The sequence below is a fragment of the Clostridium sardiniense genome (assembly GCF_016907995.1).
Classification (GTDB): domain Bacteria; phylum Bacillota; class Clostridia; order Clostridiales; family Clostridiaceae; genus Clostridium; species Clostridium sardiniense.
The window spans coordinates 147,947-165,989 of the sequence record NZ_JAFBDA010000002.1; the positions used below are offsets into that span (position 1 = coordinate 147,947).

Below are 18,043 nucleotides of genomic sequence, written 5' to 3' on the forward strand. Positions count from 1 at the left end.
AGTTTTACACCTTTCTATATCTATAAATTCAATATTTTTTTATCAAGAGAAGCTCTATAATTTATATACTGAGCTTTAGTATATAACGTAGGAACACCGGCTACAACGTGTAGTATATGGGTTGAATATTTTAAAGCAAGTTCAATATTATGCTCTACAGAAATTATAGTTTTACCATTTTCTTTATTTAATTTATTAAGTAATGCATAAATTGACAACTGATTTTTAAAGTCAACACCAGTTGAAGGCTCATCTAATATTATAAGCTCTGGGTTACCCATAAGAGCTCTCGCAATAAATACTCTTTGTTGTTGTCCTCCTGAGAGACTTCCAATTAACTTGTTAGTAAAGTCTAACATATTTACTCTCTCTAAAGCTTCTTTAATTTCATTTTTGTTTTTAACTCCTATTGAGTTACCATGTGTTTTAAGAACTTCATAGACAGAAATGGGAAATTGAGAGTTAAAACTTTCAATTTTTTGTGGAACATAAGCAATTCCCTTCGCATCTATATTTATACTACCTGATGTAGGTTTTAGTAGACCAAGTATTAATTTTAATAGAGTAGTCTTTGCACACCCATTTTCTCCTATTATAGAAAGGTAAACACCTTTTGGTATGTTTAAATTAACATTTTCTATAAGATAAGGAGGTTTGTTTGTATATGAAAATGTAAGATTATTTATATTAATCAAATTATCATCTCCTAAAAATAATTACCCCTTATTATACACTTTTATGCAAATGATTTGCAAGATTAATTGTTTTATTTTAATATATAAGAATTTTCTAGCTTCCAAGAATTATTTTTTTTCCTTAAATGGCACTCAACCTTTCTAGATTGATGAGGTTTTTCTTTAGATAATCCTGATGCATCAACAACTGCTGTATCTCCATCTGAAAATTTAAGTTCCATAGTCTGAACTCTAAGAAGGGCATTATCTACATTAGTAGTCATAAGATATTCAACAGCAGTAGATATATCTTGACATTTAACATAAGCAAATACTTTCTTTGCTGTAAATGCAGTTAATGCTATTATGAGTACGATGATTAAGGTAACTAATCTTCTTCTCTTTTTTTGGTTTATTAAAAAACGTTCTCTTCGGCTAAGTCTTTTATTTCGAGGTCTTCTTCTATTATTGCCCATAATATCACTCCTTAAAATACTTTATAATAAAATATTACCATATTTTTCCATAAAGTAAAGAATATTATATTTAATATTTCATAAAATAGTAGGTATGGTTTATAATAAGAACAACTGAAGAATTTTAAGAGTTAGAAAGGAAGATTAATATGGATTTTTCAAGCTTAGTTTTAATGGAGAAAGATAAAGATACAGGATTTATTTCCAAAGAATTAGGAAGTTTTAGCGTTGATGAAGGTGCTTTATTTGTAAGAAAATTTTTTGTAGAAGATGGAGTTGTTAATTTATACTTTGATACAAATAAAGATGTTGAAGAATGGGAATATTCAGCAATATATGATTTATTTAATGAAGAAGGATTTAAAGAAAAAGGATATGAATTAGAGGAAGATTTAGAAGAGTATAATCCTACATTTATTATAAAATTTGAATATGATGAAGAATATAGCAAAATACAAGAAAAGTTAAATGAGATTATTGGATTAATAAAAACTGAAATGGAAAATGTATTTAAGAATATAGAAGGAAAAGAAGAAGAATATAAGGAAGAAGTTTAGAACTTCATATAAAAGCATATAATAAAAGAAAACTTATAATAGGTGAGGCAAAGGCTTCACCTATTAATATAATTTAATGAAAAGAAATATTTTTAACTATAAAAAGGAGGAATTTATATGGCTCAAAATGTTTTAAAAAATAGAGATGAAATAAAAGAAGATGATAAGTGGAAAATTGAAAAAATCTATGCATCAAATGATGAGTGGGAAAAGGATTTTACAAAGCTTAAAGGTGAAGCACCAAAATTAAGAGAATTTCAGGGTAAGCTTAACAAGCCAGAAGTGATTTTAGAATATTTAAAGTTATCAGAAAAAACTTCTCGTTTAGCTGAGAGACTTTATGTATATGCACACCTAAAAAGTGATGAGGATACAGCTAATAATGAAAATCAAGCTAGAATGAGTAAAGTTGATAGCTATATGGCTGAATTATCAAGCTATTCTGCATATTTTGTACCAGAAATATTATCATTAGGAGAAAATTATATAAAGAAAGCAATTGAAGAAGTAGCAGATCTTAAAGAATACGAATTTATATTCGAAAATATACTAAAAGAAAAAGATCATGTATTAAGCAAAGAAATGGAAGAACTAATGGCACAAGTTTCAGACTGTTTAGATGCTCCATCTTCAATACAAAGCATGCTTAGTAATGCTGATATGACTTTCTCTAAAATTAAAGATGAGAATGGAGAGTTAGTTGAATTAACAGAGGGGAATTATTCTTCATTTATAAAATCAAAAAATAGAGCTGTAAGAGAAGAAGCATTTAAGGCTTTATTTTCTCAATATAGTAAACTTAAAAATACATTTGCAACAACTTTAAGTTCATCAATTAAGAATTTTTCTTTTGATGCAAGAGTAAGAAAGTATAATTCTTGTCTAGAAGCTTCTCTTAAACCTAATAATATTCCTATAGAAGTTTATAAGGAAGCTTTAAATACTATAGATAAGAATTTAAGTTCTCTTCATAGATATATTTCACTTAAAAAGAAGATGCTAGGACTTGAAGAAATGCATATGTATGATTTATATGTTCCAGTTATAGAAATAGAAAAGGATCACATAGAATTTAATGAAGGTGTAAAGCTTGCAATAGATGGACTTAATCCTTTAGGAGAAGAGTATCTTAATATATTTAAAGAAGGAATAAATTCAGGCTGGATAGATAAATATCAAAATAAAGGCAAAAGAGGGGGAGCATACTCTTGGGGATCTTACGATACAATGCCTTATGTTTTATTAAATTATAATTATGAGCTTAATGATGTATCTACATTAGTTCATGAAATGGGTCATTCAATTCATTCATATTATTCAAGAAAGAATCAACCATACTTCTATGCAGGATACACATTATTCTGTGCAGAGGTTGCTTCAACAACTAATGAAGCATTACTTATACACTATTTAATTGACAAAGAAACAGATAAAAAGAGAAAATTATACTTAATAAATCAAGAACTTGAACAAATTAGAACTACTGTATTTAGACAATTAATGTTTGCAGAATTCGAACTTTATACTCATGAAAGTATAGAAAGTGGAAATCCACTTACAGCTTCAGAATATTCAAGTAAATGGCATGAATTAAATGTTAAGTATTTTGGTGATGAGATGATTGTAGATGAAGATATTGATATTGAATGGGCAAGAATACCTCATTTCTACTCAGACTTTTATGTATATCAATATGCAACAGGATATGCAGCTGCATCAGCCTTTGCAAATTCTATATTAAATAAAGAAGAAAATGCTGTAGAGAAATACAAATCATTCTTAAAGAGTGGTGGAAGTGACTATCCTATAAATATATTAAAAAATGCAGGTGTTGATATGACTACATCAAAACCTTTAGAAGCTACAATTAAAAGATTTAATGAACTTTTAGATATGTTAGAAGAAAATCTATAGATTAAATATAAATCAATCTAATTTCCTAAGTCATATAAAACTTAGGAGTATTAGATTGATTTTTTAATATTTCTTATTAATTCTATAAATAGAATAGTATTTTCTTTGAAAAGTTTAAATGTATATTTTATAATGTATTTAAAGATTAAAAATAGTGGAGGAAATATGAGAGACTTTAATCAAAGAGTTTATGAGTTTCTTTCAAGTACTCAAGGCTTTTATATGCAACAATATTATAGTAATTTTTATAAAGAAGATAGATGGATTGCTATTAAAGATTTAGAGGAAGGCATATATGCTGTAATAATATCAAAGGATTCAAATGAAGACATTGATTATGATGAAGCTTTTAGGTATTTAAGTAGTTTAGGAAAGAGATTTTTATTAAATAGTATTGTACTTGTACAAGGTGATTATATAAGAGGGGATAACCCTCATAGGAGTAAGCTGGTATATAATATAAATAATATGGAGGTTACGCACTGTGATGAAGGGTGTATACCTTTAAAAGAATGTTTAGAAATTATAAATAAAGAAAGAGTATCTGTAAATAATAAAAAAAGAATATTAGATATTTTTAGAGAAAGTCCTGTAACTAGTATGCTTATTTTAATAAATGTTATTGTTTTTATAATAACAGCTATAGTATCTAAAAGTATAGTAGATATAAATACAAGGGTATTAATTGAATTTGGAGCAAAAGTAAATTATTTAATAAATCAAGGAGAAGTTTGGAGATTAATAACATGTGCCTTTCTGCATGGTGGAATTATGCATATAGCATTTAATATGTATTCATTATTCATTGTAGGTACAGTTGTAGAGAAAATATATGGATGGAAGAAATATTTATCTATATATTTATTTTCAAGTATAACTTCAAGTTTATTAGGATATATTTTAGGTCCAAATATGATATCAGTTGGAGCTTCAGGAGCTATATTCGGTATATTAGGAGCCTTTTTATGGTTTGCATTAAGGGAAAAGAAACATCTTCAAAGAGGTGTTTTAGGTAATATAATAGCAGTTATTATATTAAATTTATATATAGGATTTACTTCATCAAGTATAGATAATTTAGGACATATAGGAGGTTTTATAGGAGGTTTCATCCTTGCTATACCATTTTATCGTAGTAAAAAACATAATATTAATTAGGGGGTATTTATGAAAAAATTAACTTATGATAGCGTTATAACATATTTATTTTTAATATTATTAGCTATCACAACAGTATGGGATGTAATTTATAGAGAGGGAGAAAAGTTACCTAGGATAGTATTAATTCTAGTTACTGTAGGTCTACTTAAATTATTTTGCAGATATACATTTTTTGGAAAATCTAAAATGACATATGTAGCTATCCTTATATTTATATTCTTTTCAATGTATTTAGCAAATGTATTAAACTTTTATGCAATAGAAGGATATGATAAAATGCTTCATCTTGCATCAGGTTTATTAATAGGAGTTATTGGTTTTGCAATATACACATATTTATTTAATCCTAAAAAGAATAAAGGTATAAAACCTTTTGCTATGGTCTTATTTACTATAATGTTTGCAGTAGCTTGTGCTGGTGTATGGGAAATATGGGAGTTTACAACAGATAGTTTGTTTGGATTAACAGCTCAAAATGGACTAGAGGATACAATGTACGATATTATATGTGGAACAATTGGAGGTATAATGGTAACTATACCAATATATTTATATTCAAAAGGTGGAAAGAATAAGTTACTAGACAAAATGATAAAAGAGATAACTGATTAGTTAATAAGTTAATAAGTTAATATAAGGAGAATAGATAAACATCTATTCTCTTTCTAATTATAGAAATAATACATAGAGAGTGCATTATATAAGTTTTTTTTGAAGGCTAATTTATATAAATATTCTTTAGCTTTTTTTAATTTTTTATCATTAAATAGTTTATTAAAGTGATTTATTTCACTTTTAGTTAAATTATCTTCAAGTTCTAAATAGACTTCTTTAAGAGTGCTTATAGAACATTCAAAGGAAGGTTCTGAATAAATAAATCTATCTATAAATTTATAAAACTCTATTATTCCTTCAGTATTTAATATATATTTAGATTTTTCAAAGACATCCTTTCCTTTTTCTTTAAGATAATATTTATAAGATTCTAATTCTTTAATCTTAGATTCTTCGGATAAAGTTCCTTTTAATTCGCTCAGTAAATGTATAGTTTTAATTGCAGAAAAATCTTTATCTTTAACTTCTGTCATTATATCAATATCTAATCCATTTAAAGAATCTATATAATTTAAGAATCCATTACAAGATATAGTACTAGAATGAGATCCTTTCTTTTTAATTTTATTTTGTTCACTGTAATGAACTTTAATCGTGCCATCTTCTTTATGCCAAGTCTCATTAATGCTATTTAAGATTGAACAATTATCACCTTCATGACCTTCATAGCAAGTATAGTGTAAATTATCATATATTATTGGAATAGAGCATTTTTCACTTATATATAACAAATCTTTTATTCTGTAATTTTTTTCATCATTCTCAATTACTAGTCTTTTCTTTATATTTCTAGAAAGTAAATTATAATTATTAATAAAATTATCTATTGCTAATCTTTTATTGTTATATACTCCACCAACATGAAGTATAATCTTACAATCAGAGTCCAAGTTTAAGCTATCTAAAAATTTACAGTGATATTCTAAATCTCTAATTGATTTAGAAACTGTAGCCTTATTATGACTATTCAAAACAGTATATTGTCCAGGGTGCATTGATACTCTAACAGAATTCTTTTTTATTAAATCACCTATTTCCTTTAGATCTTTTTTAAAATAACTTTCCCAATCAAAAGTATTTATTTCGTGACTTGCAAAAGGAATTATATCAGAACTAATTCTGAATAAGTATATTTCATTAGAAATATTATAATTTAAAATATCTATTAGATTATTTAAATTATTAGATATGCAATTTATTAAAATATCTTCTGAATAGTTTTTTAGAATAAATGATTTTGTTGTTTTATTTGGAACTCTAAGTGGGGTACAGGCATAACCAATTTTCATTTTTATATCTCCTAAATATTTAATAGTTTTAATAATAGTTTTAATAATAGTTTTAATAAAATAGGCTTAAAGAATACATAATAAATATGAATAAAGAAAACTTTTTCATTTTTACTTAAATTTACATATTAACAAAATATTATTTTAAATTTTAAAAAAATGAGAAAATTCTAAAAAATTAATGTATTTTATAGTAAAATATATTAAAAAGTTGTATTATATAAATAAATTACTAAATGAGAAGGGGCGTTAAATTTATGAATGGAAAACAATATGTTGAAAATGTACTAGAACAAGTAAAGTTAAGAAATAGTGGTGAAAATGAATTTTTAGATGCAGTAACAGAAGTTATGAATTCATTAGTTCCTGTTTTTGATAAGAATCCGAAATTCATAGAGAATGGTATATTAGAGAGAATAGTAGAACCAGAAAGACAAATATTCTTTAGAGTACCTTGGGTCGATGATAGTGGAAAGGTTCAAGTAAATAGAGGGTTCAGAGTTCAATTTAATAGTGCAATAGGGCCATATAAAGGCGGTCTTAGATTCCATCCATCAGTAAACCAAAGTATTATTAAGTTCTTAGGATTTGAACAAATATTTAAAAACTCGCTTACAGGATTACCAATAGGCGGAGGTAAGGGAGGATCAGATTTTGATCCTAAAGGAAAATCAGATAATGAAGTTATGAGATTTTGTCAAAGTTTTATGGCAGAACTTTGCAAACATATTGGAAGTAATATAGATGTACCAGCTGGAGATATAGGAGTTGGTGGTAGAGAAATAGGTTATATGTATGGATATTACAAAAAAATAAGAAATACAAGTGAACAAGGAGTGTTAACAGGTAAAGGTCTAACTTATGGTGGTAGTCTTGGAAGAAAAGAAGCTACTGGTTATGGATTAGTTTTCTTTACTGAAGAAATGCTTAAGGATAACGGAACTAGTTTTTATGGAAAAACTGTTGTTATATCAGGTTCAGGAAATGTTGCTATATATGCAGCAGAAAAAGCAACTGAACTTGGAGCTAAAGTTATAGCACTTAGTGATTCAAATGGTTATATATATGATGAAAATGGAATTAACTTAGATGTGATTAAAGAAATAAAAGAAGTTAAAAGAGGAAGAATTAAAGAATATTTAGATTTTGTTAAAACTGCTAAATATGAAGATGGATTCAGAAATATATGGAAAATTAAATGTGATATAGCATTACCTTGTGCAACTCAAGGTGAGATAAATAAAGAGTCAGCAGAAATACTTGTTGAAAATGGAGTAATTGCAGTATCTGAAGGCGCAAATATGCCATCAACACTTGAGGCCATAGAAGTGCTACAAAGTAATAAAGTTATGTTTGGACCTGCAAAAGCTGCCAATGCTGGTGGAGTTGCTTGTTCAGCACTTGAAATGTCACAAAATAGTATTAGACTATCATGGAGTGAAGAAGAAGTTCTAGATAAACTTAAAGATATAATGGTAGCAATATATAAAAATTCAAGTGAAGCTGCTAAGGAATACGGAGAAGAAGGAAATATATTAATGGGTGCAAATATTGCAGGTTTCTTAAAAGTTGCAGATGCAATGATGGCTCAAGGTATAGTTTAGTTAAAAAATGGAGAAAGTAGACTTTAGAAGGGTCTGCTTTTTTTTATATTTATTTAAAAAAATTGCGTTTGAAATATGTGTAAAACTAAGGGTTTTAGCAATTCTTAAATATTTTTAATTTTTATATACTTGATTTTTACACTATGTTGAATTATATTTAAAAGGACGTACTTTTAGAGAAAATAGAAAATGAATGGGGAAGAATTTCCATTTGTCATTAGGAGTGAATTTAATGGGAAACTTAATTTATGCTGTAACAGCAGCGTTTCAATTTTTCGTATTCTTTATAACTATGTATTATTTAATACTAGCTTTCTTCGGATTATTTAGAAGAAAAGAGAAGAAAAATTACACACCAACTAAAAAGTTTGCAATGATAGTAGCGGCTCATAATGAGGAAGTAGTTATAGGTAAGCTTATTGAGAGCATGCAGAAACTTAATTATCCAAAGGAATTATATGATGTTTTCGTAATAGCAGATAACTGTACGGATAAGACTGCGGAAATATCAAGAAATTACGGAGTTAATGTATTCGAACGTTTTAACAAAGATAAGAGAGGTAAAGGTTATGCTCTTGAGTGGATGTTCGATAAACTTTTTAAAATGAATGAAAAATATGATGCTATTTGTATATTTGATGCAGATAATCTAGTGCATGAAGATTTCTTAAAAGAAATAAACTCAAAGATGCTAGAAGGATATAAAGTTGTACAAGGATATATTGATAGTAAAAATCCAAATGACTCTTGGATTGCAACAGCGTATTCAATAGCCTTTTGGTCACAAAATAGAATGTTCCAATTAGCAAGAAATAATGTTGGATTCTCAAACCAATTAGGTGGAACTGGATTTGCAATTGACACAGGAATGTTACAAGAATTAGGATGGGGAGCAACATGTCTTACAGAAGATTTGGAATTTACTTGTAAACTTGTATCTAACGGAGAAAAAGTTGGTTGGGCACATGATGCAAGAATATTCGATGAAAAACCATTAACATTAAAACAATCTTGGTCACAAAGAAAGAGATGGATGCAAGGATTTACAGATGTTGCATCAAGATACTTCTTTAAACTTATAAAAGCTTCAATAAAGCAAAGAAAGTGGTATATGTTTGATTGTGCATTATACGTAATGCAACCATTTGTTACATTGCTACTTGGTTTGTCAGCAGTACTTACTTTAGTGCAAGGAAATCTTGGAGCACCAGATGTCTTTGTTATAAGTAGTGTATTTAGTGATGTAGGTTGGAAGATATTTATAATATGCCAATTCTTAATTACACCATTAGTATTAAAACTTGAGAAGAAAGTTTCAACAGGATTCTTTGCTATAATATTTATATATTCAATGAATGTGTTTATATTACCAATATTATCAACTAAAATAGATAGTATGTATGCATTTACGATAGTATCAGCTGCGTATAATTTAGTAATGTTAGTAATTACATTTATATGCTTAGGAAAAAGTGGTTTACTATTATTTATCAGATTCTTATTATATGGATTATATACTTTAACTTGGATTCCAATTACGGTTCAAGGTATTATAAATAAGAATAATAAAGAATGGAGTCACACTAAGCACGTAAGAAATGTTGAAATATGTGATTTGTAAAATAAAGGTTTAAGACTTTGATTAGTCTTAAACCTTTTTTTGAATTTAAAAAGTCATAAATGATGATAATAAGTAATATAAATTATTTTGCAATAACTTAATATATAGTACAAGAAAAGTTTACCTATAAATTGATAATATATTATTTAAGGGTGTATACTTAAATTAATAAAGATTAGGAGGAGAGGTTTATGAAAAATTTTGATTATTCAATTAAAACAGAAGTCTATTTTGGAAAAGGCAAAATAAGAAGCCTTGGAAGGATATTACAAGGATATGGTGAAAAGGTTTTATTAGTATATGGTGGAGGAAGTATTAAGAAAATTGGATTATATGAAAAAGTTAAATCAATATTAGAAGAAAATAATATTGAATGCATAGAGCTAGGGGGAGTAGATCCTAACCCAAGAATAGAATCAGTAAGGGAAGGGGTTAAGCTTGTACATGAAAATTCTATTGATATGATTTTACCTGTAGGTGGAGGTAGTACTATAGATTGTGCAAAAGCTATATCAGGAGCTAGCTTTTATGATGGTGATCCATGGGAGATAGTAAAGAATCCTTCAAAAATAGAAAAGGCTTTACCTATAATTAGTATATTAACTCTTTCAGCTACAGGATCAGAAATGGATCCATTTGCTGTTATTTCAAATATGGATACAAATGAGAAATTAGGACTTGGTAATGAGATATTAAGACCAGTAGCTTCAATATTAGATCCTGAATATACTTATTCAGTACCTAAAAATCAAACAGCAGCAGGAACAGCTGATATAATGAGCCATGTATTTGAGGTATATTTTAGCAAAACTAAAGATGCATACTTACAAGACAGAATGGCAGAAGGTGTATTAAAAACATGTATTAAGTATGGAGAGATAGCGTATAATGAACCAGAAAATTATGAGGCAAGAGCTAATTTAATGTGGGCATCTAGTTTAGCTATAAATGGATTACTTTCTTGTGGAAAAGAAGGAACAGCTTGGTCAGTTCATCCAATAGAGCATGAATTGAGTGCATTTTATGATATAACTCATGGAGTTGGACTTGCTATATTAACACCTAATTGGATGAAATTTGTTTTGAATGAAGATACATTAGAAAAATTCTATGAATTTGGAGTCAATGTTTGGGATATAGATAAATTACTAGATAAAAAAGAAGTTGCAAATTTAGCTATAGAAAAAACAAGAAATTACTTTAAGAAACTTGGAATTCCAGAAAAACTTAGTGAAATAGGTATTGGAGATGAAAAGTTTGAAATTATGGCCGAAAAAGCAGTAAAGGTTGGAGGCTTAAAATATGGATATAGAGCTTTAAATAAGGATGATGTAATAAGCATATTTAAAGCATCATTATAATTAATAAATTAGGACTTAAGAATTTATATAAATTTTTAAGTCCTAATTTTAATATTAAAAATAATTATATAGGGAACTATAATATTATGTTAATAAAATATTCAAAGATAATCTATTGAATATTTTATTTAAAAGTATAAAATATAATTATCAAAAGAGAAAAATTAGTAATGGAAAACAATTATCGATATAGGTTTTGAATGCTAATTAAAGGAGTGAAGAAAATGAATATAACAGTAAATGGAGAAAAAGTAACAATTAGAGGAGCGGAAGTAAGAGTTGGTCAAGAAGCACCTGATTTTGTTTTATCAGATAATGATTTAAAACCAGTTACATTAAAGGATACAAAGGGAAAGAGAGTATTTCTAACAGTTCCATCATTAGATACACCAGTATGTGATATGGAAGTTAAAAGATTTAATGAAGAAGCTACAAAGTTTAAAGACACTACTATATATGTAGTATCAGTTGATTTACCATTTGCACAAGCAAGATGGTGTGGAGCAGCAGATGTAGGAAATGTAATAACTCTTTCAGATTATAAAGATAGAGTATTTGGAGAAAATTACGGAGTATATATAGAAGAAGTTGGCTTCTTAGCTAGAGCGGTATTCGTTGTAGATGAAAATAATAAAGTTATATATGTAGAATATTGTAAAGATGTAAGTGATCATCCAAACTATGATAAAGTATTAGAGGTCCTAGCTAAATAGTATTATCTAAAAAGATAGAAACATAGAAAAAAATCGTACAAACGTATGTACGATTTTTTTCTTTTTTTATTTTGTAAAAGTATGATAGAATAGAATGGTTAATAAATTGTATAGGGGTCCTTAGTATGTTTAATATAATAGATTATAAAGATATAGTAGATGATAAAGAGTGTATTTTAATTGATGTTAGAAGTCCAAAAGAATATAAAGAAGCTACAATAAAAGGTGCAATTAATATACCTGTACTCTTAGATGATGAAAGAGATATAGTAGGAACACTTTATGTTAGAGAAAGTGTAGAGGCTGCTAGGACTAAGGGGATTGAATTTATATCAAAGAGACTTCCACAGATTTTTAATGATATACAAAACATGTATAATAATGGTGAGAAAAAAATAGTACTTTTCTGTTCAAGAGGCGGTATGCGAAGTGGTAGTATATATTCTCTTTTATATTCATTAGGAATAAAAGTGTATAAATTAAGAGGTGGATATAAAGGGTATAGAAAGTATATAAATGATAATTTTGAGGGAGTAAATAAAGGAGTTAAATATATAGTCTTACATGGAAAGACTGGTGTGGGAAAGACTGAATATTTAAAGGCTTTAAAAGAAAAAGGTTTTGATATACTAGATCTAGAAGGTGCTGCCAATCATAGAGGTTCTTTTTTAGGTAGTATATCTCTAGGAAAATCTAATACTCAAAAAATGTTTGAGACTGAAATTTTTGAAGCACTTAAAAATAGAAAAGGCAATTTAGTTTTTGTTGAAGGGGAAAGCAAAAGAATAGGTAACATAATAATTCCTGAACCTATATGGAGTTCAATGGAGGAGGGAATTAAGGTTTATATTGAAGATTCTATTGAAAATAGGAGTGAAATATTAATAAAAGAATACATAAAGGGCAATGATAGTGTTAAAGAACTTATAGATTGCTTAGACAACTTAAAAAGATATTTAAATGATAAAAGAGTAGAAGAGTATAAAAAGCTTCTTAAAGAATGTGATTATAAAACTGTATGTGAAGAACTTATGTTAAAGTATTATGATCCTTTATATTCTAATAGTTTTAAGATAAAAGATTTTTATGAGACAATAGTAAATAAAGATAGAAATGAAACAATAAATAGATTAATAGATATTTATAATAAAAATACTTAAGGTGGAGGAGAAAATGGTAAAAGAAAGTAATGTATCATATGATGTTACGGATTTAACATCCTTAGAAAAATTAGAACCAGTGAGGATTAGACCAGGTATGTACATTGGTTCTACTGGAAGCAAGGGACTACACCATTGTGTTTGGGAAATACTTGATAATTCAATTGATGAAATTTCAAATGGATATGGTAGTAAGGCTACTGTTATTTTAAATAAAGATAAAAGTGTAACTATAATTGATGATGGAAGAGGTATACCAACAGGTATTCATCCTATTAAGAAAAAGAGTGGGGTTGAGATGGTATATACAGAACTTCATACTGGTGGTAAGTTTGATAATAAAAACTATAAAACATCAGGTGGATTACATGGTGTTGGAGCAGCAGTAGTAAATGCTCTTTCAAAATGGGTAGAAGTTGAAGTTCATCAAAATGGAAATAAGTATAGACAAAGATTTGAATATGCTTATGATAAAGAACTTAAAAAAGATATGCCAGGAACACCTGTAATACCATTAGAAATAGTTGGAAAAGCAAAGGATACAGGAACTAAGGTAACCTTTTTACCTGATAAAGAGATATTTTCAACTACTGATTTTAAATTTGATATTATAGATGAAAGACTTCAAGAGCTAGCATTCCAAAATAAAGGGATGAGACTTGAATTTATTGATAATAGAAAAGATGAAGAAATTAAAAAAGAGTATTATTCAGAAAGAGGACTTTTAGATTTTATAGAATATTTAAATGAAAGTAAAACACCACTTCACAAAGATCCTATTTTATTTGAAGGAGATAAAGAAATAGGAGGAATAGCTATGTCAGGAGAGGTGTGTATTCAATTTACAGACTCAACTACTGATAATATAGCAAGTTATGTAAATAACATTCCAACAACTGAAGCGGGAACTCATGAAACTGGATTTAAAACAGGTATGACAAGAGCTTTTAAGGAATGGGCTAGAAAGCTTGGTCTTGCAAAAGAAAAGGATAAGGAATTTGAAGGAGACGATTTAAGGGAAGGTATGACTGCAATCGTAAGAATTAAAATTTCAAATCCAGTCTTTGAAGGACAAACAAAGACTAAGCTTGGTAATAATGAAGCATATACTATGATGAATGAATTAGCATATACTAAGCTTGGTGAATGGATAGAAGATAATAAAGAATTAGCAAGTAGACTTATAAATAATGCTCTTTCAGCAGCGCAAAGAAGAGAAAAAATTAAGAAAATAAATGAAGCTGAAAAGAAGAAAGTGGGTAAGGGAGCGGCACCACTTGCTGGTAAAGTTGCAGTTTGTACTGGAAGAGAGAAACAATATAATGAATTTATTGTTGTCGAAGGGGATTCAGCTGGAGGTTCAGTTAAGCAGGCTAGAGACAGAAGGTTCCAAAGTATAATGCCATCTAAGGGTAAAATAATGAATACTGAAAAGCAAAAGCTTGAAAATGTACTAGCTTCAGAAGAACTTAAAATATTTAATACAGCAATAGGTACAGGAACTTTAGATAACTATAGTGAAGATAATTTAAAGTATAATAAAATAATAATAATGAGTGATGCTGATGTTGATGGATATCATATTAGAACATTATGGATGACTTATATTTATAGATATATGAGACCACTTATAGCAAATGGACATTTATATCTTGCCCAACCTCCTCTTTACAAAGTGTATAAGAAGGTTAAAGGAAAAGAAGTGAGTGAATATGCGTATACTGATGACGAGCTTGAAGAAGTGAAGAAAAGAATTGGAAAAGGTGCTTTAATTCAAAGATACAAAGGTCTTGGAGAAATGAACCCAGATCAGCTTTGGGATACTACACTTAATCCAGAAAGTAGAACTCTACTTCAAGTTACAATAGATGATGCTGCAAAAGCAGAAAAGATGGTATCACTTCTTATGGGAGATATAGTAGAACCAAGAAGAAAGTATATGTATAAATACGGAGAATTTTAAATAGATAGAAATGGAGTAATGACATGGCTAAGAAAGTTAGTAATATACCAGTGGATAAAAATATAATAAGAATTCCACTTGAGGAAGCAATGCCAGATAACTACCTTCCTTATGCAATAGAGGTAGCAAAGGATAGAGCACTTCCGGATGTTAGAGATGGGCTAAAACCAGTTCATAGAAGAATACTTTATGGGGCATACCTTTTAAAGGCTTTTCCAGATAGACCTTATTATAAGTCAGCGAGAATAGTTGGAGATATACTTGGTAAATTCCATCCACATGGAGATTCATCAGTATATGATGCTATGGTTATTCTAGCTCAAAACTTCTCAACTAGAGAACCACTTATAGATGGACATGGAAACTGGGGTTCAATGGATGGTGATGGTGCAGCGGCAATGAGATATACAGAAGCTAGACTTGCACCAATTGCTATGGAGATGATAAGAGATATTGATAAAGATACTGTTGATATGGTACCAAACTATTCAGATAGTGAAATGGAGCCTACAGTACTTCCAAGCAGATATCCAAATCTTTTAGTAAATGGAACATTTGGAATAGCTGTTGGACTTGCAACTAATATACCACCACATAATTTAGGAGAAGTAACAGAAGGGGTTTTAGCATATATTGATAATCCGGAAATTACAACAGCTGGGTTAATGGAATATATAAAAGGACCAGACCTTCCAACTGGTGGAGTCTTAATTGGAAAGAATTCATTAAAATCTGCCTATGAGACAGGAGAAGGAAAGGTTACATGTAGATCTAAGACCTCTATAGAAACATTAGAAAATGGAAGATTAGGCATTGTAATTACAGAATTCCCTTACAGAAGAAATAAATCAAAGCTTCTTCAAACTATTTCAGAAATGACAGCAGATAAGAAACATGCTAAAGTTTTAGAAGGAATAACAGATATAAGAGATGAATCAGATAGAAATGGTGTAAGAGCTGTTATTGAATTTAAAAAGTCTTTAAGTGAGAGTGATGCAGATAAAGTATTAAAGTACTTATTTAAAAAAACAGATCTTCAATGCAACATAAGTTTTAATATGGTGGCTCTTGCAGATGGAAAACCTCAAACTATGGGACTTAAAACTATAATACGTCATTATGTTAATCATCAAAGGGATATAATTACAAGAAGAACAAAAAGAGAGCTTGAAATTGCAGAAAAGAGATTCCATATTGTAGAGGGATTTATAAAAGCAATAGATATTATGGATGAAGTGATTAAGACTATTAGAGGCTCAAAGTCAAAAAAAGATGCATCAGAAAACTTGATTAATAACTTTGGATTTACAGAAATTCAAGCAGGTGCAATTTTAGAGCTTATGCTTTATAGATTAACAGGACTTGAAATTAAAGTATTCCAAAAAGAATATAATGAACTCAAAAAAGAGATAAAGAAACTTAAGAAAATTTTATCAGAAGAGAAAGAACTTCTAAAAGTAATAAAGAAAGAATTAGAGGAAGTAACGGAGAAATTTAAGAATCCTAGAAGAACTAATATAATAGAAGATGATAGTGAAGCCAAGATAGATGTAGAAGAGCTTATTGTAATAGAAGATGTTATGGTTACCTTATCTAAGGATGGATTTATAAAAAGAATACCAACTAAAAACTATGTTAGATCAAATCAAGATGTTGAGGCGATAGAATATAGAGAAGGTGATGAACTTAAATTCTTATTTGAGTCTAATACTAGAGATAATGTCTTAATATTCACTAATAAGGGGAATATGTATCAATTAAAAGGAATAAATATTCCAGAAGGTAAATGGAAAGATAAGGGTGAAAGAATAGATACCTTAATAAAAACATTAAACCTAGATGAAGAGAAGATAGTTGAAGTTATATCACAGACAACATTACATCCTAATAAATATCTTCAATTTATTACGGATAAGGGAATTGTAAAGAGGAGTTCTTTAGATAAATTTAAGACATCATATAGTAAACTTCAAGCAATAAAGCTAAAGGAAAATGAAGAAGTAATAAATATAATACTATTAAATGAAGATGAAAAGAAAGATTTCTTAAAGATTAAGACAAAATTAGGATTAGAATTTAATCTGGAGTTACCAGAAATCCAAGATACCCCAAGAAATATAATGGGAACATCTTTATTTAATATAACTTCAAGAGATATGGTAATCTATTGTGAATATATAGATTCATTAGAATATAAAGAGTTTGCTATAGGGGTAACAAATAAAAATACATTAAAAGCATTTTCAAGAGTTAGTAAAAATGATAGTTTAAAAACTTATACTGATAATACAAGTGATATGCTATTATTTACTAACAAAGGTAATGTAATTAAGGTTAAGTCATTCTTATTAGAAGGTGCAGTAAATGGTGAAATTAGAATAAGTGATATTGTTGATGGATTAATGAAAGATGAAAAAATAATAAAAATATTATCCTTAAAAATATATCCTGAAAGTTTAGCAGTATATTCAATGACTAAAAGTGGATTAATTAAGAAAACCATTTTAAGCGAATTTAGCAATGAATTTACTTTAACTCAATATTATAAGTTGAAATTTGAAGATGATAGAGTTGTTTCAATAGAGATAAATAATGCAAGTAATGGAGAAATAGTTATAGTAACTAAAAAAGGAATGGGTATACGTTTCTTAAGTACGAACTTAAATCCTATGGGAAAAGTAGCATCAGGTGTTACAGGGATAAGCTTAAAAGAAAATGATGAGGTTATCTATGGAAAGTATATATCAAGAAATGATAATGATGAAATAGCAATAACTTCAGAACATGATAGATTATTTACATTAACATCATCAAATAAAAATATTCAAGAAGTTAAAGTTACTGATATAAAGCTTCAAAATAGAGCTGGAAGAGGAACTGATATAATGATGATTGCCTTAGATGATGAAGTAGAGTCAGTTCAATATAATTAAAA

14 protein-coding genes are annotated in these 18,043 nt (G+C 28.2%); 11 read left to right on the plus strand and 3 right to left on the minus strand.

The features are described from left to right. Positions 1-20 precede the first annotated feature (20 nt). Both JOC62_RS03020 and JOC62_RS03025 read right to left on the minus strand, forming a co-directional pair. Positions 21-695 carry a metal ABC transporter ATP-binding protein gene (locus JOC62_RS03020; protein ID WP_204593690.1) on the minus strand — a complete coding sequence of 225 codons (675 nt, stop codon included), beginning with the start codon at positions 693-695 and terminating at the stop codon, positions 21-23. 71 nt (positions 696-766) lie between these two features. Continuing rightward, positions 767-1,150: a hypothetical protein gene (locus tag JOC62_RS03025; RefSeq protein ID WP_204593691.1), complete on the minus strand. Its 384-nt coding sequence runs from the start codon at positions 1,148-1,150 to the stop codon at positions 767-769. Between the two features lie 149 nt (positions 1,151-1,299). On the opposite strand from JOC62_RS03025, the gene JOC62_RS03030 reads away from it, so the two are divergent. The 4 genes from JOC62_RS03030 (at position 1,300) to JOC62_RS03045 (ending at position 5,394) form a co-directional block, all read left to right on the plus strand. Continuing rightward, positions 1,300-1,707 carry a DUF6762 family protein gene (locus tag JOC62_RS03030; protein WP_204593692.1) on the plus strand — a complete coding sequence of 136 codons (408 nt, stop codon included), beginning with the start codon at positions 1,300-1,302 and terminating at the stop codon, positions 1,705-1,707. 117 nt (positions 1,708-1,824) lie between these two features. Further along, complete coding sequence (gene pepF / locus JOC62_RS03035) at positions 1,825-3,621, plus strand: oligoendopeptidase F (protein WP_204593693.1); 1,797 nt, start codon at positions 1,825-1,827, stop codon at positions 3,619-3,621. A gap of 165 nt (positions 3,622-3,786) precedes the next feature. After that, on the plus strand, positions 3,787-4,779 hold the full coding sequence (locus JOC62_RS03040; RefSeq protein WP_204593694.1) for a rhomboid family intramembrane serine protease: 993 nt from the start codon (positions 3,787-3,789) through the stop codon (positions 4,777-4,779). A gap of 9 nt (positions 4,780-4,788) precedes the next feature. Further along, positions 4,789-5,394 carry a DUF2238 domain-containing protein gene (locus JOC62_RS03045; RefSeq protein ID WP_204593695.1) on the plus strand — a complete coding sequence of 202 codons (606 nt, stop codon included), beginning with the start codon at positions 4,789-4,791 and terminating at the stop codon, positions 5,392-5,394. 53 nt (positions 5,395-5,447) lie between these two features. On the opposite strand, the gene uvsE is transcribed toward JOC62_RS03045, so the two are convergent. Further along, complete coding sequence (uvsE, locus tag JOC62_RS03050; RefSeq protein ID WP_204593696.1) at positions 5,448-6,686, minus strand: UV DNA damage repair endonuclease UvsE; 1,239 nt, start codon at positions 6,684-6,686, stop codon at positions 5,448-5,450. 257 nt (positions 6,687-6,943) lie between these two features. Here uvsE and gdhA point away from each other — a divergent pair, with 257 nt between their 5' ends. From gdhA to JOC62_RS03085, 7 genes are all read left to right on the plus strand, one after another. Further along, a complete protein-coding gene (gene gdhA / locus JOC62_RS03055; RefSeq protein ID WP_204593697.1) occupies positions 6,944-8,290 on the plus strand; it encodes an NADP-specific glutamate dehydrogenase in 1,347 nt (448 codons plus the stop codon). 232 nt (positions 8,291-8,522) lie between these two features. Further along, positions 8,523-9,911 (plus strand): glycosyltransferase family 2 protein, encoded by a 1,389-nt coding sequence (locus JOC62_RS03060; protein ID WP_204593698.1) that lies wholly within the window; start codon positions 8,523-8,525, stop codon positions 9,909-9,911. Positions 9,912-10,102: 191 nt separating this feature from the next. Further along, positions 10,103-11,272, plus strand: a complete 1,170-nt coding sequence (locus JOC62_RS03065; protein WP_204593699.1) for an iron-containing alcohol dehydrogenase — start codon at positions 10,103-10,105, stop codon at positions 11,270-11,272. A gap of 224 nt (positions 11,273-11,496) precedes the next feature. Next, positions 11,497-11,985: a thiol peroxidase gene (gene tpx, locus JOC62_RS03070; protein WP_204593700.1), complete on the plus strand. Its 489-nt coding sequence runs from the start codon at positions 11,497-11,499 to the stop codon at positions 11,983-11,985. 125 nt (positions 11,986-12,110) lie between these two features. Then, a complete protein-coding gene (mnmH, locus tag JOC62_RS03075; RefSeq protein ID WP_204593701.1) occupies positions 12,111-13,145 on the plus strand; it encodes a tRNA 2-selenouridine(34) synthase MnmH in 1,035 nt (344 codons plus the stop codon). A 13-nt stretch (positions 13,146-13,158) separates the two neighbouring features. After that, complete coding sequence (locus JOC62_RS03080; protein ID WP_204593702.1) at positions 13,159-15,108, plus strand: DNA gyrase/topoisomerase IV subunit B; 1,950 nt, start codon at positions 13,159-13,161, stop codon at positions 15,106-15,108. Between the two features lie 23 nt (positions 15,109-15,131). Further along, positions 15,132-18,041: a DNA topoisomerase IV subunit A gene (locus JOC62_RS03085; protein ID WP_204593703.1), complete on the plus strand. Its 2,910-nt coding sequence runs from the start codon at positions 15,132-15,134 to the stop codon at positions 18,039-18,041. Positions 18,042-18,043: the final 2 nt, after the last annotated feature.